We start from the raw sequence: 21,272 nt of genomic DNA on the forward strand, positions 1-21,272 counted from the left end.
CGATCCTGCGGCAGGCCCTTGTTCAGGTCGTGGCGCAGGTTCTGGCCGATCCTGTCGGGCGGGTGAAACCGGCGGGGTTGCACCGGCCAAATTCCCAGGAAGGAACAAAAGGCGTTTGCGGCGCTGCTATGATGAGGTCATTTTTCATTAAACGAGTGCCTTGCAATGAATGACTCGGATGTTCGCTGGCTGCAAAGGCTGGCCAACTATGGACGCGCCCTCGGGCAACTGACCCGCGCCGTTGAGCTGGCGCAGGAACGGCCGCTTAGCGAGCTGGAGCGCCAAGGTCTGATCCAGGCTTTTGAGTTTGTCTTCGAGTTGGCCTGGAATCTGATGAAGGATTACTTCCTTTACCAAGGCAATCCGACCATCACCGGCTCCCGGGACGCCATTCGCACCGCGTTCAAACAGGGGTTGATCGCCGATGGCGAAGGCTGGATGGAGATGATCAAAAGCCGCAATCAAAGTTCGCATACCTATAACGAGTCCGTCGCCAATGAAATCGTCGAGGGCATTCTGGGGGGCTATCAGCAACTATTCGTACAATTTCACCAGCAAATGCAGGTGCTGGCGGAGCAAGCATGAAAAGCGAGGAGCGTTTCGGCCTGCCACAGCATGCGGTCGATAAGCTATCGGGCGTGTTTCGCTCCTGCCCGCAGGTCGAACGGGTCGTTCTGTATGGCTCACGTGCCAAGGGAACCTATCGTCCGGGGTCGGACATCGACTTGACCATGGAAGGACAGGAACTGACTTTTGCGCAATTGCTGGCGCTGGAAAACCAGATAGATGAGCTGCTGCTACCCTGGATGGTCGACCTGTCTTTACGAGCGAGTATCGACAATCCCGCTTTGCTTGATCATATCGAGCGCGTCGGCACTCCATTCTATGAACGCGATGCGCATTAGCCCTGCAGGACGGGTGAAACACGCGCGGTTTGCGTAGCGTAGATTTCCGATCCGATAAAATCGCCTGGTGTCTGTGCCGTTACCTACCGCGCAGGGCGAGTTGCACCCACCCTGCGCCGACACAACCGATGGTGCGATCAGATCGCCCCACGCTCACGCAGCAACTGAATCACCTGCTTGGCCCCCTCTTCCACCGTCGCCGTTTCGGTGTCGATCACCAGATCCGCCTTCAGCGGCACGTCGTAGGGGAAGGACTCGCCCGGGATGTTGTCTGCTCCGGCGGCGTACAGGCCTTGCGGGTCGCGCTGCTGGCAGGTTTGCGGAGAAGCCTGGACATAGACGGTGATCAGCCGATCGTCGCCGATCAGCGTCTTGGCCTGCTCGCGGCCCTCGGCGTCCGGGGCGACGAAGGCGGCCAGGGTCAGCAGGCCCGCCTCGTTGAACTGCCGTGCTACCTGGGCGGCGCGGCGCCAGTTCTCGGTGCGGCCGGCGCGATCCTGCGGCAGGCCCTTGTTCAGGTCGTGGCGCAGGTTCTGGCCGTCCAGTACGTAGACCGCGCGCCCCATGTCGAACAGCTTGCGCTCCACCGCATAGGCCAGGGTGCTCTTGCCGGCACCGGACAGGCCGGTGAACAGCACGGTCGCCGGCTGCTGGCCGAAGCGGGTAGCCCGCTCTTCGGTGGAGACGTGCGCCAGCGCGCCATGGTGCCCAGCGGAACCCTGCACGACAGGATCGGCGATGATCATGCCCGCACCGACGGTGCCGTTGGTGAGGCGGTCGATGACGATGAAGGCGCCGGTGGTGCGATTCTGTGCGTAGCCATCCAGGGCGATCGGCGCGTCCAGGCTGACCTTGACCTTGCCGATTTCGTTGAGCTGCAGGCTGCTCGCCGCACCCTGCTCCAGCGTATTCACGTCCACCTTGTGGGCGATGCTGGCGATGGAGCCCGGCACATAGCTGGTGGCGCGCTTGATGTCGTATTTCTTGCCCGGCAGCATCGGCTCCTCGCCCATCCATACCAGCATGGCATCGAAGCTGTCGGCGATACGCGGACGATTGTCGGCATGCACCAGCATGTCGCCGCGGGAAACGTCGATCTCGTCTTCCAGCGTCAGGGTGATGGCTTCGCCCGGCGTGGCCTGTTCCAGCTCGCCGTCGAAGGTGACGATGGATCTCACCCGGCTGGTCTTGCCGGACGGCAACACGGCGATCTCATCGCCCTTGCGCACGATACCGCTGGCCAGGGTGCCGGCGAAGCCACGGAAGTTGAGGTTGGGGCGATTGACGTACTGCACCGGGAAGCGCAGGTCGTCGAAGTTGCGATCGCCGGCGATCTCGACGCTTTCGAGGATTTCCATCAGCGACTGGCCGTCGTACCAGGGTGCGCGCTCACTCCGGTTGACCACGTTGTCGCCCTTGAGCGCGGACATCGGCACGAAGTGCAGCGAGGACGGTTTCAGTTCGATGCGCTCGGCGAAGGCGAGGTAGTCGGCCCTGATCTTCTCGAAGACATCCTGATCGAAGCCCATCAGGTCCATCTTGTTGATGGCGACGACGATGTGCTTGATGCCCAGCAGCGAGGTGATGAAGCTGTGGCGCTTGGTCTGGGTCTGCACGCCGTAGCGGGCGTCGACCAGGATGATCGCCAGGTCGCAGGTGGACGCACCGGTGGCCATGTTGCGGGTGTACTGCTCATGGCCGGGAGTATCGGCGATGATGAACTTGCGCCTGGCGGTGGAGAAATAGCGGTACGCCACGTCGATGGTGATGCCCTGCTCGCGCTCGGCCTGCAGACCGTCGACCAGCAGCGCCAGATCGACATCCTCACCAGTGGTGCCCACCTTCTTCGAATCGCGGGTGATGGCCTCGAGGTGATCCTCGTAGATCATCTTGGAGTCGTGCAGCAGACGACCGATGAGCGTGCTCTTGCCATCGTCGACGTTGCCACAGGTGAGGAACCGCAGCAGCTCCTTGCGCTCGTGTTGCGCCAGGTAGGCGAGGATGTCGGCGGAAATAAGATCGGATTGGTGACTCATTCTTCGTAGCTCCAAGCTTCAAGCGGCAAGTAAAAGCACTCGGCTAGCCTGAAATTCTGTTGATCAACCCACTGAGCATTCTGGACAGCTCGCGGGTTTCCTGTATCCACCGAGTTGCAAGCGGTTCAGGGATATAGCCAATATCGCTACCGATCAGCAATTGAGTACGCAGCTCTGCACAGGAGCCTTTGGCGGTGCGTAGGTAGTGGCACTTTTCCTTGCCACTGCCGCGCTCCATGCCTTCAGCGATATTGCTCGGGACAGAAAGCGCGGAACGGCCTATCTGATCCCTGAACCCGTAGTCTCGACACTCGCGCAAGCCTACGAATACCTGTACTGCCAACTGCCTGGCGCGCTGCCAGACCTCAAGCCTCTCAAAATCCATCTGTCCCAGCTCCAGTCCACTTGAAGCTTGTCGCTTGCAGCTTGTGGCTTAAAAATACCCCTGCCGCTTCTTCTCCTCCATCGACCCTGCGGCATCGTGGTCGATGACGCGGCCCTGGCGCTCGGAGGTGCGGGTCAGGAGCATTTCCTGGATGATCTCCGGCAGGCTGGTGGCGGTGGATTCCACCGCGCCGGTCAGCGGGTAGCAGCCGAGGGTGCGGAAGCGCACCATGCGCTTTTCGATACGGGACTTTTCCTCGTCGGACAGGTGCTCGAGGATCCGCTCGTCGTCGATCATGATCAGCGTGCCGTTCTTCTCGATGACCTCGCGCTCGGCGGCGAAGTACAGCGGCACGATCGGGATCTGTTCGAGATAGATGTACTGCCAGATGTCCAGTTCGGTCCAGTTGGACAGCGGGAAGACGCGGATCGACTCGCCCTTCTTGACCTTGCCGTTGTACAGGTTCCACAACTCGGGGCGCTGATTCTTCGGATCCCAGCGGTGCTTGCTGTCGCGGAAGGAATAGACGCGTTCCTTGGCCCGGGACTTTTCCTCATCGCGTCGCGCGCCGCCGAAGGCAGCGTCGAAGCCGTACTTGTCCAGCGCCTGCTTGAGCCCCTCGGTCTTCATCACGTCGGTGTGCTTGGCACTGCCGTAGGTGAAGGGGTTCATGTCCTGGGCCACGCCGTCCGGATTGACGTGAGTGATCAGGTCGAGCCCCATTTGCGCGACCATCTCGTCGCGGAAGCTGTACATTTCCTGGAATTTCCAGCGGGTGTCGACATGCATGACCGGGAACGGCAGCTTGCCCGGATAGAAGGCCTTGCGAGCCAGGTGCAACATCACGGCCGAATCCTTGCCGATGGAGTAGAGCATCACCGGGTTGTCGAACTCGGCGGCGACCTCGCGGATGATATGGATGCTTTCCGCCTCCAGCTGTTTCAGATGCGTCAGTTTATCGACCATGGCTACTCACGATGTTTTTGCGAATGGACGGCCGGCCGGCCGTTGAGGTGGGCGCAACTCTAGCACGGCTCTAGATTCTAATCAGGCTGCCACTTAGATCTAAAAGTTCTAGTTTTATGCCGATGCAGAATCCCGGGCTCACCTGTAGCGTAGCGAGGCGCTCGAGAACCCCGCACGCCGAAAACGAGGGGCTCAGGCAGGATTCGGGCAATCGATGAACAGATGCTCGACGGCAAACCGGCGTGCAAGATAGTCGCCCAGGGCGCGCACGCCGTAGCGTTCGGTGGCGTGATGCCCGGCAGCGAAGAAACTCAGGCCATTTTCCCGCGCGACGTGCACCGTGGGTTCCGAGATTTCTCCCGTGAGGTAGGCATCCACCCCTGCCGCGACCGCCTGGTCGATATAGCCCTGAGCGCCGCCGGTGCACCATGCGATACGCCGGATCAACCCTTTTCCCTCGATCATCAGCGGCTCGCGGCCGAGCGCCTGGTGCACCCGGTGCAGGAAGTCCATCGGCGCCAAGGGGATCTCCAGCGAGCCGACCAAACCCACCGAGCGTGGGTTGTCCGGCTCCAGCGGTCCCTCGACGGTAAGCCCGAGCAACTCGCCCAGCCGGACATTGTTGCCGACCTCGGGGTGGACATCGAGGGGCAGGTGATAGGCCAGCAGACTGATATCGTTGCTCAGCAACGTCTTCAGGCGACGCTGCTTCATGCCGACGATGCGTGCGTCCTCGTTCTTCCAGAAATAGCCGTGATGGACCAGCACCACATCGGCCTGAGCCTCGACGGCGGCATCCAGCAACGCCTGGCTGGCCGTCACGCCGCTGACGATCCGCCGTACCTGTGGCCGCCCCTCGACCTGCAAGCCGTTGGGACAGTAGTCGGCAATTCTGGCGACATTCAGGTAACGGTCCGCCTCTTCGACCAGGGTGGTCAGTGCAATCGCCATGGAAAACCTCTTGAGTGAATACAGCAGGGCCCGCAGCGGACACGCTGCCCTGTGACAATTCTGCATGGGCGAAGCTGCATTTCAGCTTCAGCTTCGTATAATGCCGCCACCTTAAGGGGCGCTCCCCGCGCTCGCAACTCTTGCCCGGATTTCCAAGCGATGTTCAATGCCCTGCGTTTCCTTGGCTGGCCGTTGCTGGTCGGCGTACTCGTAGCTCTACTGATCATCCAGCGTTACCCGCATCTGGTGGGTATCCAGGAGCAGAGCATCGGGCTGCAGCAGGCACCGGCCTCTACCGCCGCGCAGCAAGGGCCGTATTCCTATGCCAGCGCAGTGGCCGGCGCCGCTCCGGCGGTCGCCAACCTCTATACCACCAAGGTGATCGAGAAGTCCGAGCAGCAGCCCCTGGCCAGGGATCCGCTTTTCCAGCGCTTTTTCAACGACAGCCTGCCAAGACAGCGGCGTATGGAATCCAGCCTCGGCTCGGCAGTGATCATGAGTTCGGAAGGCTATTTGCTGACCAACAATCATGTGACCGCCAATGCCGAGCAGATCGTGGTGGCGCTCAAGGATGGCCGCGAGACGCTGGCTCGAGTCATCGGCAGCGATCCCGAAACCGATCTCGCGGTGCTGAAGATCGACCTCACCGACCTGCCGGTGATCACTCTCGGTCATTCGGACCGGATTCGCGTCGGCGACGTCACCCTCGCCATCGGCAACCCGTTCGGCGTCGGCCAGACGGTGACCATGGGCATCATCAGCGCAACCGGCCGCAATCAGCTGGGCCTCAATACCTACGAAGACTTCATCCAGACCGACGCGGCGATCAACCGGGGCAACTCCGGCGGCGCGCTGGTGGACACCGGCGGCAACCTGATCGGCATCAACACCGCGATCATCTCCGAGTCCGGCGGCTCTCAGGGCATCGGTTTCGCCATCCCGGTGAAGCTCGCCCTGGAGGTGATGAAATCGATCATCGAGCACGGCCAGGTGATCCGCGGCTGGTTGGGGGTCGAGGTGCAATCGCTGACCCAGGAACTGGCCGAATCCTTCGGTCAGGAAGGCCGCCCGGGCATCGTGGTCGCCGGTGTCTATCGAGACGGCCCGGCCGAACGCGCCGGCCTGCAGCCGGGGGATCTGATCATCAGCATCGACGGCGTGCAATCGGCCGACGGGCGCAGCTCGATGAATCAGGTCGCTCGTGCCCGCCCGGGCGACGAGATCGACATCGACATCCTGCGCAACGGCAAGCCGCTGACGCTGACCGCCGAAGTGGGCATACGCCCGCCGGTAAAGGCGGGACCGAAATAGGAAAAGCATCGCCCAGAGGGCGGGCCGGCAAAGCAGTAGGCGCCACACCAGGCCTGAGAAAGGCACGACCTCGCGGGACTGCTGGCCGAAGACCTGCCCGAAGCTCAAAAGCGACGCCGAGGGCAGCTCTACTCCAGAGACGCCCCGTCTCTAGCCGAGCGCGTCCAGCAGCGCCTGGTTCTGTTCCGGCGTGCCGATGCTGATGCGCAGGAACTGCTCGATGCGCGGGAGCTTGAAGTGGCGGACGATGACGCCCTGTTCGCGCAGATCGGCGGCGATCCCGGCGGCGTCGCGCTGCGGGTGGCGAGCGAAGATGAAGTTCGCGGCCGACGGCAGCACCTCGAACCCTTTCCCCTGCATGGCCGCTACCACCGCCTCGCGACTGGCGATGACCTGCTGGCAGGTCTGCTGGAAATAGGCTCGATCCTCGAACGCCGCGGCCGCGCCGGCAATGGCGACACGGTCCAGCGGATAGGAGTTGAAGCTGTTCTTGATCCGTTCCAGCGCCTCGATCAGATCCGGATGGCCGACCGCCAGGCCCACGCGAAGCCCGGCCAGCGAACGGGACTTGGACAGGGTCTGCGTCACCAGCAGGTTCGGATAGCGATCGACCAGCGCAATGGCGGACTCGCCACCGAAATCCACGTACGCCTCATCCACCAGCACCACGGATTCGGCATTGGCCTGCAGCAGCCGCTCGATGGCGTCCAGCGCCAACAGGCAACCGGTCGGCGCATTCGGATTGGGGAAGATGATGCCGCCATTCGGACGGTTGTAATCGGCCACCTCGATCTGGAACTGCGCGTTCAGCGCGACGGTTTCGTAGGCGATGCCGTAGAGCCCGCAATAGACCGGATAGAAGCTGTAGGTCACATCGGGGAACAGCAGCGGACGGCCATGCTGGAACAGGCCGTGGAAAGCGTGGGCAAGCACCTCGTCGGAGCCATTGCCGACGAATACCTGGGCGGGCTGCACGCCATAGTAGTCGGCCACCGCCTGCTTGAGGCGTTCGCCGGTGGGGTCCGGGTACAGGCGCAGGTTCTCGTTGAGCTCCGCCTGCATCGCCGCGATCGCCCTGGGCGACGGGCCATAGGGGTTCTCGTTGGTATTGAGCTTGACCAGCTTGCTCAGCTTCGGCTGCTCCCCCGGCACGTAGGGCACTAGGTCCTTGACGAAGGGGCTCCAGAATCTGCTCATCTGCCCTTCTCTCCTCGAATGTGGTCGGTTTGCCGTAGGGTGGAAAACCGCGAAGCGTTTTCCACCTGCCAAGTTGGCCAGAGGTGGACAAGCAAAGCGTTGTCCACCCTACGATCTGACTTATCGCTTGCAGCTTGAAGCTTGCCGCTAGCCTTTGATCCGGTATTCCGCGCTGCGGGCGTGGGCGGTCAGCGACTCGCCGCGCGCCAGCACCGAGGCCACCTTGCCCAGCGTCGAGGCACCCTCGGCCGAGCAGTTGATGATCGACGAACGCTTCTGGAAGTCATACACGCCCAGCGGCGACGAGAAGCGCGCGGTGCCCGAAGTCGGCAGCACGTGGTTGGGCCCGGCGCAGTAGTCGCCCAGCGCCTCGGCGGTGTAGCGCCCCATGAAGATCGCCCCGGCATGACGGATCTGTGGCAGCCACTGCTCCGGCTCGGCGACCGACAGTTCCAGGTGCTCCGGGGCGATACGGTTGGCCACTTCGATGGCCTGCTGCATATCGGCGACCTGGATCAGTGCGCCACGCCCTTCGATGGACGTGCGTGCAATATCGGCGCGCTCCAGCGTCGGCAGCAGGCGGGCGATGCTCTCGGCGACCCGGTCGAGGAAAGCGGCATCCGGACTCACCAGGATCGACTGCGCATCCTCGTCGTGCTCGGCCTGGGAGAACAGGTCCATGGCGATCCAGTCCGGATCGGTCTGGCCGTCGCAAACCACGAGGATCTCGGATGGCCCGGCGATCATGTCGATACCGACCTTGCCGAACACGTGGCGCTTGGCGGTGGCGACGTAGATGTTGCCCGGGCCGACGATCTTGTCCACCGGCGGTACGCTCTCGGTGCCGTAGGCCAGCGCGGCGACGGCCTGGGCGCCACCGATGGTGAACACCCGGTCGACACCGGCGATGCAGGCAGCGGCCAGCACCAGCTCGTTGATCTCGCCACGCGGCGTCGGCACCACCATGACCACTTCCGGCACGCCGGCGACCTTCGCCGGAATTGCGTTCATCAGCACCGAGGAGGGATAGGACGCCTTGCCGCCCGGCACGTAGAGCCCGGCGCGATCCAGCGGGGTGACCTTCTGCCCGAGCACGGTGCCGTCGGCCTCGGTGTAGGTCCAGGAATCCTGTTTCTGCTTCTCGTGATAGCGGCGTACCCGCTCGGCGGCGACTTCCAGCGCCCCGCGCTGCTCCGGGGTGATGCGCTCGAGGGCCTGTTCGAGGCGCGCACGCGGCAGGATCAGGTCGGCCATGCTGGCGACTTCCAGCCCGTCGAAGCGTTGGGTCAGCTCGACCAGCGCCGCATCGCCGCGCTCGCGCACGGCCTTGATGATGTCCAGCACCCGCTGATTGACCCCGTCGTCGGACACGCTTTCCCAGCTCAGCAGATGATCCAGATGCCGGGCGAAATCGGCATCGGCAGCATCGAGTCGGCGAATGGCGGTGGGAGCGGTCATGGCGGGCCTCATGGTTGGCTAAGCATCGGAAACGGCCGGCATCGCTGCATTGGCAAGGAAGCTCAGGCCAGGCTCTCAGGCGCCGCTAGAATAACAAGCCCACCGTGCGGGCACCCGAGAATTTCGGCTATGACACGGATAGGCAGGCGCGGTGACGACCGCGAAGCATATCAATGCCGGTGCTGCTCGACGGCGGCCTGCAGCGTGTCGATCAGCGCCTGGATCCGCGCGTGCTGCATCTTCATCGAGGCCTTGTTCACCACCAGCCGCGAGCTGATGGTGGCGATCAGTTCCTGCGGCTCCAGGCCATTGGCGCGCAGCGTGTTGCCGGTATCGACCACGTCGATGATCTTGTCGGCCAGGCCCACCAGCGGCGCCAGCTCCATCGAGCCGTAGAGCTTGATGATGTCGACCTGGCGGCCCTGCTCGGCGTAGTAGCGCTTGGCGACGTTGACGAACTTGGTCGCCACCCGCAGCCGCCCCTTGGGCTCCGGCGCACCGACCTTGCCGGCGGTCATCAGCTTGCAGTTGGCGATCTGCAGGTCCAGCGGTTCGTAGAGGCCCTGGCCGCCGTACTCCATCAGCACGTCCTTGCCGGCGACGCCGAGGTCGGCCGCGCCGTGCTCGACATAGGTGGGCACGTCGGTGGCTCTGACGATCAGCAGGCGCACGTCATCCTGGGTGGTCGGGATGATCAGCTTGCGGCTCTTGTCCGGATTCTCGGTCGGCACGATGCCGGCGGCCGCCAGCAATGGCAGGGTGTCATCGAGGATGCGGCCTTTCGACAGGGCGATGGTGAGCATTGCGTTAATCCTTGGGTTGCGCGCGTTCGGCGGTCAAAAGCTGGCTCTTATGGAAAAGGACATATTATCCGTAACCTTTTCCTGTAGGAGCAGGCCATGCCTGCGAACAATCCCGCACACAAGCGCGGCGGCCTTTCGCGGGCATGGCCCGCTCCTACGGAGACCGGTCATCACAGCGCAGCCCTGGGCCGGCTGATATCCATCGCTGCGCCTCAGCCCGGCACCCGGCGAATCTTCGCGCCCAGCAGCTGCAGTTTTTCCTCGATGCACTCGTAGCCACGGTCGATGTGGTAGATGCGGTCGATCAGCGTATCGCCCTCGGCCACCAGGCCGGCGATCACCAGGCTCGCGGATGCCCGCAGGTCGGTGGCCATGACCGGCGCGCCCTTGAGCCGCTCGACGCCGGTGACGACGGCGGTGTTGCCCTCGACCAGAATCTGCGCGCCCATGCGGTTCATTTCGTAGACGTGCATGAAGCGGTTCTCGAAGACCGTCTCGATCACCGTGCCGGTGCCTTCGGCGATGGCGTTCAGGGCGATGAACTGTGCCTGCATGTCGGTGGGGAATGCCGGGTACGGCGCGGTACGCACGTTGACCGCTTTCGGCCGCTTGCCCTGCATGTCCAGCTCGATCCAGTTGCTGCCGGTATCGATGTGCGCGCCCGCCTCGACCAGCTTGTGCAACACGGCTTCGAGCAGGGTCGCGTCGGTGTCCTTGAGGCGTACCCGCCCACCGGTCGCGGCGGCGGCCACCAGGTAGGTGCCGGTCTCGATGCGGTCGGGCATGACGCTGTAGCGGCCACCGCCGAGGCGCTTGACGCCGTCGATCACGATGGTGTCGGTGCCGGCGCCGGACACCTGGGCGCCCATGGCATTGAGGAAGTTGGCCAGGTCGACCACTTCCGGCTCGCGCGCGGCGTTTTCCAGCACACTGCGGCCGTTGGCCAGCGCGGCGGCCATCATGATGTTCTCGGTACCGGTCACGCTCACGGTATCGAAGAAGAAGTGCGCACCGCGCAGCCCGCCGGCCGGGGCCTTGGCCTTGATGTAGCCGCCCTCCACCTCGATCTGCGCGCCCATGGCCTCGAGGCCACGGATATGCAGGTCGACCGGTCGCGAACCGATGGCGCAACCGCCCGGCAGCGCCACTTCGGCCTCGCCGAAGCGCGCCACCATCGGACCGAGGACCAGGATCGAGGCGCGCATGGTCTTCACCAGCTCATAGGGCGCGACCAGGGTCTTGATGCTGCTGGCGTCGACTTCGACGCTGAGCTTCTCGTCGATGATCGGCTGCACGCCCATGCGGCCGAACAGCTCGATCATGGTGGTGATGTCGTGCAGGTGCGGCAGGTTGCAGACGGTGACCGGGGTGTCGGCCAGCAGGGTAGCGGCCAGGATCGGCAGGGCGGAGTTCTTCGCGCCGGAAATGCGAATCTCGCCATCGAGGCGAATACCGCCGGTAATGATCAGTTTGTCCATGGATGTTCCCGTAACCCGCAGGCTGGAAGGCCCTGTCGAAGGGGGCGGCGCAGTCGGCTGACGACGCGCTCTACCTGGTCTGTATGGATGTCGCCGGTGGGCGCCCGGTCAGGCGCGCCCGGCCCAGTCGGCACGACTGAAGAACTTCATGGTGACGGCATGAATGCTGCCATCGGCGATCCAGGGATTGAGATGGGCATAGATCTGCTGCTGGCGTTTGACCGGGCTCAGGCCGGCCAACTCGTCGCTGATCACGTTGAGCTGGAAGTTGCAGCCTTCGCCTTCCACTTCCACCTGGGCTCCCGGAAGCTTCTCTTCCAGGAAATTCTTCACTTCTAGGGCCTGCATGTTCAACCTCGATCGGCGCAGGACGCGCACGGGCCGGCCATCATACAAAAAAGCCCGAAGGCTGCGAACCCCGATCCGCGCCGAGACCTCTCAATCGAGTGTCTCGGCGGCCTGGTCGCGGCTACTTCCGCGGTGCGCCCGACCACTGTCGGCCTGTACGGCCGGGAAGCGCGAGGACGCGAAGCGCACCACCAGAATCGCCAGCGCCAGCAGCAGGATCGCACCGGACACGTAGACCACGCCCATGTCGGGACGGTGGTGGTGAGAGACGTCGGAAATCAGCAGGCGGGTCAGCGCGGTGATCGCCACATAGATCAGGAAACGCACCGGCATATGGTTGGTCTTGAAATAGATCCCGACCATGGCGCCCAGTTCGAGGTAGATGAACAGCAGCAGGATATCGTCGACCGTGATGTGGCCTTTCTCGACCATGCCGAGGAAGGCCATGACTGCCGCCCAGGCCGTCACGCCGCCGATGGCGAACAACGCCAGGTAATGGAAGGTCTCGACCAGCAGGTTGCCCAGCGACTCGGCCAGTTCGTGGACGCTGTCGCGCAGATTCTCGGCCCAACGCATCTTCATTCGGCAGCTCCTTCGACCGTTGCGCCGTCCAGCGGCAGGATATCCAGCAGACCCGACACGCCGGCGATCTTCGCCATGTCCTCGGGCAGGCCGCTGATGTGCAGCTCGATACCGGCGGCCCGGGCATCGCGCATGAAGGCCAGCAACAGCGACAGGCCGACGCTACTGGATTTCTCCACCGCCGAACAGTCCAGCGTCAGCGCATCGCGAGCGCCGCCGATCAGTGCCCCGCCGGCCTCGCGCAGCGCCGGCCCGCTGCGGTAGTCCAGCACGCCGGCCAGGCGCAGCACGCCGTCCGCGCCGCGCTCGATACTGCCGTCACTCATCGCCCGCAGCCTGCTGCCCGGCCTCGGTGTCCTTGGCCCGCGCCACCACCTCGGCCCAGCCGTCGATGGTCTTGTCCAGGTCGCCGCCGTTGCGCTGCATGGCGTCGGCGAACTGGTCGCGGAACAGCTTGCCGATGTTGATGCCATTGATGATCACGTTGCGCACGCGCCACTCGCCTTCGTTGACCATGGTGTAGGACACCGGATAGACCTCACCCTGGCGGCCGACCACTTCCATGCCGACACTGGTGCGCTTGTCGTCCTGCTTGCCGCTCGGCGGCAGCACGCGAATCTGCTGGTTGTTGTACTCCAGCAGGGCGTTGCCATAGAACTGCATCAGGCTGCGCTTGAAGTTCTCCTGGAAGCGCTGCATTTGTTCGGAGGAGGCGTTGCGCGAGTACTTCACCGTCATGATGCTGCGCGAAATCCCCTCGGCATCCACCACCGGACCGAGAATCTCGTTCAGCGAATCGTAGAAGGCCGCCGGATCGTTGCGGTATTGCTCCTTGTTGGTCTTGAGGTCGGCCAGCAGCTCATCGGTGGTCATCTGGATCACCTGATGGGCGCTCGGGGCGGCATGGGAGAGCAATGGCAGTGCCGCCAGCAATACCAGCAGGCCGCGACGCAGGGCAGTCATCATCAAAATCTCCTTTAGTCTCTGTTAACCGAGTTGAGCAGGAACTTGCCGATCAGGTCTTCGAGCACCAGCGAGGACTGGGTGTCCTGGATGGTGTCGCCGTCCTTGAGCAGCTCGTCGTCGCCGCCCACGCTGATGCCGATGTATTTCTCGCCCAGCAGGCCGGCGGTCAGGATCGACGCCGTGGAGTCGGACGGCAGGATGTCCACGTCCTGCTGGATTTCCAGAGTCACGCGGCCGGTGTAGCTGTCGCGATCCAGATCGATCGCCGTGACCTTGCCGATCGTCACGCCGGCCATGGTCACCTTGGATCGGACAGTCAAACCGGCGATATTGTCGAAATAGGCATACAGCTTGTAGGTATCGGCGTTGCCGACGCTCAGCCCGCTGACGCGCAGCGACAACAGCAACAGGGCCAGCAGGCCGGCAAGCAGGAACAGGCCGACACCCATTTCCAGTGTGCGGATACGCATCAGAAATCTCCAAACATCAACGCGGTCAAAATGAAATCGAGGCCGAGCACCGCCAGCGAGGCGTATACCACGGTGCGGGTCGTGGCCCGGCTGATACCTTCGGACGTCGGCTCGCAGTCATAGCCCTGGAACACGGCGATCCAGGTGACCACCAGCGCGAACACCACGCTCTTGATCACGCCGTTGAGCACGTCCGAACTGAAATCGACGCTGTTCTGCATATTGGCCCAGAACGAGCCCTCGTAGACGCCGAGCCAGTCCACGGCGACCATCGCGCCACCCCAGATGCCCACCACGTTGAAGATCAGCGTCAGCAGCGGCAGCGAGATGAATCCCGCCCACAGGCGCGGGGCGATGATGTACTTGAGCGGATCGACGCCGATCATCTCCAGGCTCGAGAGCTGCTCGGTGGACTTCATGTTGCCGATCTCGGCCGCCAGCGCGGAACCGGCGCGACCGGCGAACAGCAAGGCCGTCACCACCGGCCCGAGTTCGCGCAACAGGGTCAGCGCCACCATCTGCCCGACCGCCTGCTCCGAGCCGTAGCTGCTGAGTATGTTATAGCCCTGCAGCGCCAGCACCATGCCGATGAAGATGCCGGAAACGACGACGATCGCCAGGGACAGTACGCCGACCGAATAGAGCTGTTTGACCAGCAGTGCCAGGCCGTTGTGCAGCCCGCTGCGGCCGAACAGCGCATGCACGAGGAATATCGTCGAGCGCCCCAGCGCCGCCAGCACATCCAGGCCGGCACGCCCGAGCAGGGTAATCCGATCCAACAGGGAACGCTTACGCATCGGTGCCTCCCAGCAGATCCTCGGCATAGGCCGGTGCAGGAAAATGGAACGGCACCGGGCCGTCGGCCGAGCCCTTCATGAATTGCCGGATGCGCGGATTGTCCGACTCCATCAGCTCGGCCGGCGTACCCTGGCCGAGCACCTGGGCGTCGCCCACCACATAGATGTAGTCGGCGATGGAAGCGGTTTCGGCCAGATCGTGGGAGACCACGATGCTGGTGATCCCCAGCGCATCGTTGAGCAGACGGATCAGGCGCACCAGCACGCCCATGGCGATGGGGTCCTGGCCGGCGAACGGCTCGTCGTACATGAGTATCTGCGGATCCAGGGCGATCGCCCTGGCCAGCGCGACGCGGCGCTTCATACCGCCGGAGAGTTCGTCGGGCATCAGTTCGACGGCGCCGCGCAAGCCCACCGCCTGCAGCTTCATCAGCACGATGTCGCGGATCATCTCCTCGGGCAGCCGGGTATGCACGCGCAGCGGGAACGCGACGTTCTCGAACACATCGAGGTCGGTGAACAGCGCACCGCTCTGGAACAGCACGCCCATCTGCTTGCGCATGTCGAACAGTTCGCTACGCGAGAGCTTCGGCAGGTTGTGCCCGGCCACCCAGACCTCGCCCCGCGAGGGCATCAGCTGAGCGGCGACCAGGCGCAGCAGGGTCGTCTTGCCACAGCCGGACGGCCCCATGATGGCCGTGACCTTGCCCCGGGGGATGGCTATATCGACGTTCTCGAAGATACTCCGCTCCCCGCGCTTGAAGGTCACTCCCTTCAGCTCGACGGCGTAGTCGTTGCAGGCGCTCATCTGGTCTCCTTGCATGCGGTCTGCGAAACAGACGGCTCCCGGCCGCGTCAGGATACGTTCTGGCATGACCGTTTACGGCGGCGCACTATAGCACCGCGCCGATAGCCGCCCAACCGGCGACCATTTCAACAGATGACCGACAGCCTCCCCGTTCAGCCTCGGTTCAGCTTGCGCAGCGATGATCGAAGCGCCCGGACGACAGGCGACCCCGCCACTTTTTCGATGAGCCACGGTCCGATTCCCGCTATAATCGCCGCCTTTTAATCGGACGACCTCGCCAACGATGAGCCAGAGCAGCCAACTGATCGAGACCGCACAACGCACCATCCGACTGGAAATCGAAGCCGTGGAGCAGCTCAATGCACGCATCGACGCGCGCTTCGTCCGGGCCTGCGAGCTGATCCTGGGCTGCAAGGGGCGGGTCGTCGTGGTCGGCATGGGCAAGTCCGGGCACATCGGCCGCAAGATCGCCGCCACCCTGGCCAGCACCGGCACCGCCGCGTTCTTCGTGCACCCCGCCGAAGCCAGCCACGGCGACATGGGCATGATCACCCGGGACGACGTGGTACTGGCGCTGTCCAACTCCGGCACCACCAGCGAGATCGTCACCCTGCTGCCGCTGATCAAGCGCCTGGGCATCACCCTCGTCAGCATGACCGGCAACCCCGAGTCGGTGCTGGCCAAGGCCGCCGCGGTCAACCTGGACGCCAGCGTGGCCATCGAAGCCTGCCCGCTCAATCTCGCACCGACCTCGTCCACCACCGCCAGCCTGGTGCTCGGCGATGCCCTGGCCATCGCCCTGCTCGAGGCGCGCGGTTTCACCGCCGAAGATTTCGCCTTCTCCCACCCGGGCGGCGCGCTGGGCCGGCGCCTGCTGCTCAAGGTCGAGCACGTCATGCACAGCGGCGAGCGTTTGCCGAGAGTCCTGCGCGGCACCTCGCTGCGTGATGCGCTGCTGGAGATGACCCAGAAAGGCCTGGGCATGACCGTGATCGTCGAAGCCGACGGCCGGCTGGCCGGGATCTTCACCGACGGCGACCTGCGCCGCGCGCTGGACAAGGGCGTCGACGTGCGCCAGACCCGCATCGACGAGGTGATGACCGTCCACGGCAAGACCGCCAACGCCGAGATGCTCGCCGCCGAAGCGCTGAAGATCATGGAAGACCACAAGATCAGCTCGCTGGTGGTGATCGACGAGCAGGAACTGCCGATCGGCGCGCTGAACATGCACGACCTGCTGCGCGCGGGGGTCATGTAATGCACGAACAGCTCCTGCAGCGCGCCCGCGACATCCGCCTGGCGATCTTCGACGTCGACGGCGTGCTCACCGACGGCCGGCTGTACTTCCTCGCCGATGGCAGCGAATTCAAGACCTTCAACACCCTGGACGGCCACGGCATCAAGATGCTGATCAATTCCGGCGTACGCACCGCGATCATCAGCGGCCGCAAGACCCCCGTGGTCGAGCGCCGGGCGCAGAACCTCGGCATCCAGCACCTCTACCAGGGCCGCGAAGACAAGCTGGTCGTGCTCGACGAACTGCTGGCCGAGCTGAACCTGAGCTATTTTGAAGTGGCCTACCTCGGTGACGATCTGCCGGACCTGCCGGTGATTCGCCGGGTCGGCCTGGGCATGGCCGTGGCCAGCGCCGACGCGTTCGTCCGCGAACACGCGCATGGCGCGACCCAAGCGCGTGGCGGCGAAGGCGCGGCGCGCGAATTCTGCGAACTGATCATGCGCGCCCAGGGCACCCTGGCCGCCGCTCAAACCGCTTACCTGTAGGGGCCTCGATGTTTCGCAAACTGCGCTTCGCTGCCGTTCTCGCCCTGATCGCCGCCCTGCTGGTGGCGATCGGCTACTGGAACATCCGCCCGGAAAGCTTCATGCAGCAGCCAGCCACCGCCAGCGGCACCGAGCCGGAAGTCGACTTCTACGCGATCAATTCGCGCACCGTGCAGTACCAGCCCGACGGCAAACGCCACTACGAAATGACCGCGGACAAGGTCGAGCACCTCAGGACCAGCGAAATCAGCCTGCTCACCCGCCCCGATCTGCTGGCCTACCGCGGCACCGAACTGCCCTGGCATGCGCGCAGCGAGCGCGGCGAAGTATCCGCCGACGGCAGCGAAGTGGAGCTGATCGACCAGGTGCGCATCGAACGCACCGATGCCAAGGGGCGACCGACGATCCTCACCACCAGCCGGCTGACCGTGCTGCCGGAGAAGGATTATGCCGAGACGAGCCAAGCCGTTAGAATCGAGGCCGCCAATGGCGTGACCACGGCGACCGGCATGAAAGCGTATCTGGATGACGGCAGGATGCACCTGCTGTCCAACGTAAGAGGCCAGCATGAGCTGCGTTAAGACTTTCCCCCTCCTGCTCGGTTTGAGCGCATTCCTGCTTGGCGCCTCTGCCTGGGCGCTTCCCGAAGACCGCGACCAGCCGATTCGCGTGCAGGCCGACTCCGCCGAACTGGACGACCGCCAGGGTGTCGCGGTGTACCGCGGCGACGTGGTGATCACCCAGGGCACCATGAAGATCACCGGCGACACGGTGACCATCACCCAGAACGACAACGGCGATGTCGAGGTTTTCACCTCCATCGGCAAGCCCGCCTACTACGAGCAGAAGCCGGCGGTGGACAAGGAAATCGTCAAGGCCTACGGCCTGACCATCCAGTACTTCGCCGCCAACGAACGCATCGTCCTGATCGACCAGGCCAAGGTAGTCCAGGAAGGCAACACCTTCGAAGGCGAGAAGATCGTCTACGATACCCGCCGCCAGATCGTCAACGCCGGCCGGGCGACCAACACCGACGTGACCACGCCACGCCCGCGGGTCGACATGGTGATCCAGCCGCGCAAGAAGGAAGCGGCAGCGGAGCAACCCCAGTAATGGCCGTCCTCAAAGCCCAGCATCTGGCCAAGAGCTACAAGAGCCGCCAGGTCGTGCGCGACGTCAGCCTGTCCATCGAGAGCGGCCAGATCGTCGGCCTGCTCGGGCCGAACGGCGCCGGCAAGACCACCTGCTTCTACATGATCGTCGGCCTGGTCAACGCCGATCAGGGCCGCGTGCTGATCGACCAGCACGACGTCACCCACCTGCCGATGCACGGCCGCGCCCGCGCCGGCATCGGCTATCTGCCGCAGGAAGCCTCGATCTTCCGCAAACTGTCGGTCGCCGACAACATCATGGCGATCCTCGAGACCCGCAAGGATCTGGACCGCAGCGGCCGCCAGCAGGCGCTGGAAGGCCTGCTGCAGGAGTTCCACATCAACCACATCCGCGACAGCCTCGGCATGAGCCTTTCCGGCGGCGAACGGCGGCGGGTGGAAATCGCCCGCGCCCTGGCCACCGCACCCAAATTCATCCTGCTGGACGAACCCTTCGCCGGCGTCGACCCGATCTCGGTGGGCGACATCAAGCAGATCATCCACCACCTCAAGGCCAAGGGCATCGGCGTACTGATCACCGATCACAACGTGCGCGAAACCCTGGACATCTGCGAGACCGCCTACATCGTCAACGATGGCCAACTCATCGCCGAAGGCGACGCGCAGACCATTCTCGACAACCAGCTGGTCAAGGAAGTCTATCTGGGCCACGAATTCCGCCTGTAGATCGGTTTTCGTCCCGGCACATCGCCCCGAGAGACCGTTGAGATTCCGTCACAAGCTACGGCCGTGCGCTTCGCGCATTGCCAGACCGCGGGACAGGCGCACCCGTGCGGCCCTGCCGGGCATCGCAAGCGACGGTTGCCCAACAGCCACTACGACCCGCTGGGCTCGGCAGAATCTCGACAGACCCTATGCAAAGGTATCGTCGGCAGGCATATAATTTGCTTTCTGTCGCGCCCAGCGCGTCGCATGTCGGAACAGGCGCGGTTGCGCCGGCATAATAAGGTTCGAAGTCCTCTGCCATGAAACCATCGCTAGTCCTCAAGATGGGCCAGCAGCTGACGATGACACCGCAGCTGCAACAGGCCATACGCTTACTCCAGCTTTCGACGCTCGATCTGCAGCAGGAGATCCAGGAAGCGCTGGACTCCAATCCCATGCTCGAGCGTGAGGAAGAAGGTGACGATTTCGACGGCGGCGATCCGATGGCCGAATCCGCCGACACGCTCGGCGACGGCGGCGCGCAGACCAGCGCCAGCCAGGACAGCCAATACCAGGAATCCACGCATACCGCCGAGAACCTCGACGACACCGACTGGGGCGAGCGCATTCCCAACGAGCTGCCGGTGGATACGGCCTGGGAAGACATCTACCAGACCAGCGCCAGCAGCCTGCCCAGCAATGACGACGACGAGTGGGACTTCACCAGCCGCACCTCCAGCGGCGTGAGCCTGCAGAGCCACCTGCTGTGGCAGCTCAACCTGGCACCCATGAGCGACACCGACCGCCTCATCGCCACCACCCTGATCGACTGCATCAACGACCAGGGCTACCTCGAGGAGTCGCTCGAGGAGATCGTCGATTCCTTCGATCCCGAACTGGAGATCGAGCTCGACGAGGTCGAGGTCGTGCTGCGCCGCATCCAGCAATTCGAACCGGCCGGGATCGGTGCCCGCGACCTGCGCGAGTGCCTGCTGCTGCAACTGCGCCAGTTGCCCGAACGGACCCCGTGGCTGAGCGAGGCACAACACCTGGTCGGCAACTACCTCGACATCCTCGGCAGCCGCGACTACAGCCTGCTGATGCGACGGCTCAAGCTCAAGGAAGACGAGCTGCGCCAGGTCATCGAGCTGATCCAGAGCCTCAACCCGCGCCCGGGCTCGCAGATCGAGGCCAGCGAACCGGAATACGTGGTGCCCGACGTCATCGTGCGCAAGCACAACGACCGCTGGCTGGTCGAGCTCAACCAGGAAGCCATGCCGCGCCTGCGCGTCAACGCCCAGTACGCCGGCTTCGTCAAACGCGCCGATTCCAGCGCCGACAACACCTTCATGCGCAATCAGCTGCAGGAAGCCCGCTGGTTCATCAAGAGCCTGCTCAGCCGCAACGAAACGCTGATGAAGGTCGCCACGCAGATCGTCGAGCACCAGCGCGCCTTCCTCGAGCACGGCGACGAAGCGATGAAGCCGCTGGTGCTGCACGACATCGCCGAAGCCGTGGGCATGCACGAGTCGACCATATCCCGTGTCACCACGCAGAAATACATGCACACGCCGCGCGGCATCTACGAACTCAAATACTTCTTCTCCAGCCATGTCAGCACCGCCGAAGGCGGCGAGTGCTCGTCCACCGCGATCCGCGCGATCATCAAGAAGCTGGTCGCCGCGGAAAACCAGAAAAAGCCGTTGAGCGACAGCAAGATCGCTGGTTTACTGGAGGCGCAGGGCATCCAAGTGGCCCGCCGCACGGTAGCCAAATACCGCGAATCGCTCGGTATCGCACCGTCCAGCGAGCGCAAACGATTGCTGTGACCGGCACCGGCCGAAACCTTCCGGTAGCGGGTCCGCCAGCCTGCTCTTCGCACAAGGCAAAGGAGATAGCAGTATGCAAGTCAACATCAGCGGTGTTCATCTGGAAGTAACCGATGCCCTGCGTGACTACATCGAGGAGAAATTCGACCGACTCGCCCGTCATTTCGACCGTATCATCAGCGCCCAGGTGATCCTGCAGGTCGAGAAGCTCAAGCAGAAAGCCGAAGCGACCCTGCATGTCGCCGGCCGCGAAGTGGTGGCCAATGCCGAACACGAGGACATGTACGCTGCAATCGATCAACTGGTCGACAAGCTCGATCGTCAGGTGATCAAGCACAAGGAAAAGCAGCTCGACCATACCCAGGGAACCGTCACTCGCTGAC

25 protein-coding genes are annotated in these 21,272 nt (G+C 63.7%); 10 read left to right on the forward strand and 15 right to left on the reverse strand.

What is annotated here, in order from left to right:
• Positions 1 to 165: 165 nt before the first annotated feature.
• Positions 166 to 585, forward strand: a complete 420-nt coding sequence (locus tag IN820_RS16250) for a nucleotidyltransferase substrate binding protein (protein ID WP_193681957.1) — start codon at positions 166 to 168, stop codon at positions 583 to 585.
• Positions 582 to 905, forward strand: a complete 324-nt coding sequence (locus IN820_RS16255; protein WP_193681958.1) for a nucleotidyltransferase family protein — start codon at positions 582 to 584, stop codon at positions 903 to 905. The genes IN820_RS16250 and IN820_RS16255 overlap by 4 nt, the downstream gene beginning before the upstream one ends.
• Before the next feature lie 137 nt (positions 906 to 1,042).
• Here the strand turns inward: IN820_RS16255 and cysN are convergent, their stop codons facing one another.
• The 4 genes from cysN to IN820_RS16275 form a co-directional block, all read right to left on the reverse strand.
• The gene (gene cysN / locus IN820_RS16260) at positions 1,043 to 2,941 is read right to left on the reverse strand and encodes a sulfate adenylyltransferase subunit CysN (RefSeq protein ID WP_193681959.1); all 1,899 of its coding nucleotides are present in this window, start codon (positions 2,939 to 2,941) and stop codon (positions 1,043 to 1,045) included.
• Between the two features lie 43 nt (positions 2,942 to 2,984).
• Positions 2,985 to 3,326 carry a four helix bundle protein gene (locus IN820_RS16265; RefSeq protein WP_193681960.1) on the reverse strand — a complete coding sequence of 114 codons (342 nt, stop codon included), beginning with the start codon at positions 3,324 to 3,326 and terminating at the stop codon, positions 2,985 to 2,987.
• A gap of 48 nt (positions 3,327 to 3,374) precedes the next feature.
• Positions 3,375 to 4,292 carry a sulfate adenylyltransferase subunit CysD gene (gene cysD / locus IN820_RS16270; RefSeq protein ID WP_193681961.1) on the reverse strand — a complete coding sequence of 306 codons (918 nt, stop codon included), beginning with the start codon at positions 4,290 to 4,292 and terminating at the stop codon, positions 3,375 to 3,377.
• A gap of 192 nt (positions 4,293 to 4,484) precedes the next feature.
• Complete coding sequence (locus tag IN820_RS16275; protein ID WP_193681962.1) at positions 4,485 to 5,243, reverse strand: Nif3-like dinuclear metal center hexameric protein; 759 nt, start codon at positions 5,241 to 5,243, stop codon at positions 4,485 to 4,487.
• A gap of 159 nt (positions 5,244 to 5,402) precedes the next feature.
• On the opposite strand from IN820_RS16275, the gene algW reads away from it, so the two are divergent.
• A complete protein-coding gene (algW, locus tag IN820_RS16280; protein ID WP_193681963.1) occupies positions 5,403 to 6,554 on the forward strand; it encodes a Do family serine endopeptidase AlgW in 1,152 nt (383 codons plus the stop codon).
• Positions 6,555 to 6,704: 150 nt separating this feature from the next.
• Here algW and hisC read toward each other — a convergent pair whose 3' ends face one another.
• The 11 genes from hisC to IN820_RS16335 all read right to left on the reverse strand — a co-directional run bounded on the left by hisC (position 6,705) and on the right by IN820_RS16335 (position 15,461).
• The gene (gene hisC, locus IN820_RS16285) at positions 6,705 to 7,751 is read right to left on the reverse strand and encodes a histidinol-phosphate transaminase (RefSeq protein WP_193681964.1); all 1,047 of its coding nucleotides are present in this window, start codon (positions 7,749 to 7,751) and stop codon (positions 6,705 to 6,707) included.
• Positions 7,752 to 7,898: 147 nt separating this feature from the next.
• A complete protein-coding gene (hisD, locus tag IN820_RS16290; protein ID WP_193681965.1) occupies positions 7,899 to 9,209 on the reverse strand; it encodes a histidinol dehydrogenase in 1,311 nt (436 codons plus the stop codon).
• A gap of 170 nt (positions 9,210 to 9,379) precedes the next feature.
• Positions 9,380 to 10,012, reverse strand: a complete 633-nt coding sequence (gene hisG, locus IN820_RS16295) for an ATP phosphoribosyltransferase (protein WP_193681966.1) — start codon at positions 10,010 to 10,012, stop codon at positions 9,380 to 9,382.
• 212 nt (positions 10,013 to 10,224) lie between these two features.
• Positions 10,225 to 11,490, reverse strand: a complete 1,266-nt coding sequence (gene murA, locus IN820_RS16300) for a UDP-N-acetylglucosamine 1-carboxyvinyltransferase (RefSeq protein WP_193681967.1) — start codon at positions 11,488 to 11,490, stop codon at positions 10,225 to 10,227.
• Positions 11,491 to 11,598: 108 nt separating this feature from the next.
• Positions 11,599 to 11,838 carry a BolA family protein gene (locus IN820_RS16305; RefSeq protein ID WP_193681968.1) on the reverse strand — a complete coding sequence of 80 codons (240 nt, stop codon included), beginning with the start codon at positions 11,836 to 11,838 and terminating at the stop codon, positions 11,599 to 11,601.
• A 90-nt stretch (positions 11,839 to 11,928) separates the two neighbouring features.
• Positions 11,929 to 12,420: a phosphate-starvation-inducible protein PsiE gene (locus tag IN820_RS16310; RefSeq protein WP_193681969.1), complete on the reverse strand. Its 492-nt coding sequence runs from the start codon at positions 12,418 to 12,420 to the stop codon at positions 11,929 to 11,931.
• Positions 12,417 to 12,746: an STAS domain-containing protein gene (locus IN820_RS16315; RefSeq protein WP_193681970.1), complete on the reverse strand. Its 330-nt coding sequence runs from the start codon at positions 12,744 to 12,746 to the stop codon at positions 12,417 to 12,419. The genes IN820_RS16310 and IN820_RS16315 overlap by 4 nt, the downstream gene beginning before the upstream one ends.
• Positions 12,739 to 13,386 carry an MlaC/ttg2D family ABC transporter substrate-binding protein gene (locus tag IN820_RS16320; RefSeq protein WP_193681971.1) on the reverse strand — a complete coding sequence of 216 codons (648 nt, stop codon included), beginning with the start codon at positions 13,384 to 13,386 and terminating at the stop codon, positions 12,739 to 12,741. Before IN820_RS16320 ends, IN820_RS16315 begins: the two co-directional genes overlap by 8 nt.
• Before the next feature lie 11 nt (positions 13,387 to 13,397).
• Complete coding sequence (mlaD, locus tag IN820_RS16325) at positions 13,398 to 13,856, reverse strand: outer membrane lipid asymmetry maintenance protein MlaD (protein ID WP_193681972.1); 459 nt, start codon at positions 13,854 to 13,856, stop codon at positions 13,398 to 13,400.
• Positions 13,856 to 14,653, reverse strand: a complete 798-nt coding sequence (gene mlaE, locus IN820_RS16330; RefSeq protein WP_193681973.1) for a lipid asymmetry maintenance ABC transporter permease subunit MlaE — start codon at positions 14,651 to 14,653, stop codon at positions 13,856 to 13,858. Before mlaE ends, mlaD begins: the two co-directional genes overlap by 1 nt.
• Positions 14,646 to 15,461: an ATP-binding cassette domain-containing protein gene (locus IN820_RS16335; RefSeq protein ID WP_193681974.1), complete on the reverse strand. Its 816-nt coding sequence runs from the start codon at positions 15,459 to 15,461 to the stop codon at positions 14,646 to 14,648. Before IN820_RS16335 ends, mlaE begins: the two co-directional genes overlap by 8 nt.
• Before the next feature lie 283 nt (positions 15,462 to 15,744).
• On the opposite strand from IN820_RS16335, the gene IN820_RS16340 reads away from it, so the two are divergent.
• From IN820_RS16340 to hpf, 7 genes are all read left to right on the forward strand, one after another.
• Positions 15,745 to 16,719: a KpsF/GutQ family sugar-phosphate isomerase gene (locus IN820_RS16340; RefSeq protein WP_193681975.1), complete on the forward strand. Its 975-nt coding sequence runs from the start codon at positions 15,745 to 15,747 to the stop codon at positions 16,717 to 16,719.
• Positions 16,719 to 17,243, forward strand: coding sequence for a KdsC family phosphatase (locus IN820_RS16345; RefSeq protein WP_193681976.1), 525 nt, complete (start codon positions 16,719 to 16,721; stop codon positions 17,241 to 17,243). Before IN820_RS16340 ends, IN820_RS16345 begins: the two co-directional genes overlap by 1 nt.
• 8 nt (positions 17,244 to 17,251) lie before the next feature.
• Positions 17,252 to 17,824, forward strand: a complete 573-nt coding sequence (gene lptC, locus IN820_RS16350; RefSeq protein ID WP_193681977.1) for an LPS export ABC transporter periplasmic protein LptC — start codon at positions 17,252 to 17,254, stop codon at positions 17,822 to 17,824.
• Positions 17,811 to 18,356, forward strand: a complete 546-nt coding sequence (lptA, locus tag IN820_RS16355) for a lipopolysaccharide transport periplasmic protein LptA (protein ID WP_193681978.1) — start codon at positions 17,811 to 17,813, stop codon at positions 18,354 to 18,356. The genes lptC and lptA overlap by 14 nt, the downstream gene beginning before the upstream one ends.
• Positions 18,356 to 19,081, forward strand: coding sequence for an LPS export ABC transporter ATP-binding protein (lptB, locus tag IN820_RS16360; RefSeq protein WP_102894585.1), 726 nt, complete (start codon positions 18,356 to 18,358; stop codon positions 19,079 to 19,081). The genes lptA and lptB overlap by 1 nt, the downstream gene beginning before the upstream one ends.
• A gap of 299 nt (positions 19,082 to 19,380) precedes the next feature.
• On the forward strand, positions 19,381 to 20,889 hold the full coding sequence (locus IN820_RS16365) for an RNA polymerase factor sigma-54 (protein WP_193681979.1): 1,509 nt from the start codon (positions 19,381 to 19,383) through the stop codon (positions 20,887 to 20,889).
• 73 nt (positions 20,890 to 20,962) lie between these two features.
• Positions 20,963 to 21,271, forward strand: a complete 309-nt coding sequence (hpf, locus tag IN820_RS16370; RefSeq protein WP_193681980.1) for a ribosome hibernation-promoting factor, HPF/YfiA family — start codon at positions 20,963 to 20,965, stop codon at positions 21,269 to 21,271.
• Position 21,272: the final 1 nt, after the last annotated feature.

The organism is Pseudomonas lopnurensis (assembly GCF_015070855.1).
GTDB lineage: Bacteria > Pseudomonadota > Gammaproteobacteria > Pseudomonadales > Pseudomonadaceae > Stutzerimonas > Stutzerimonas lopnurensis.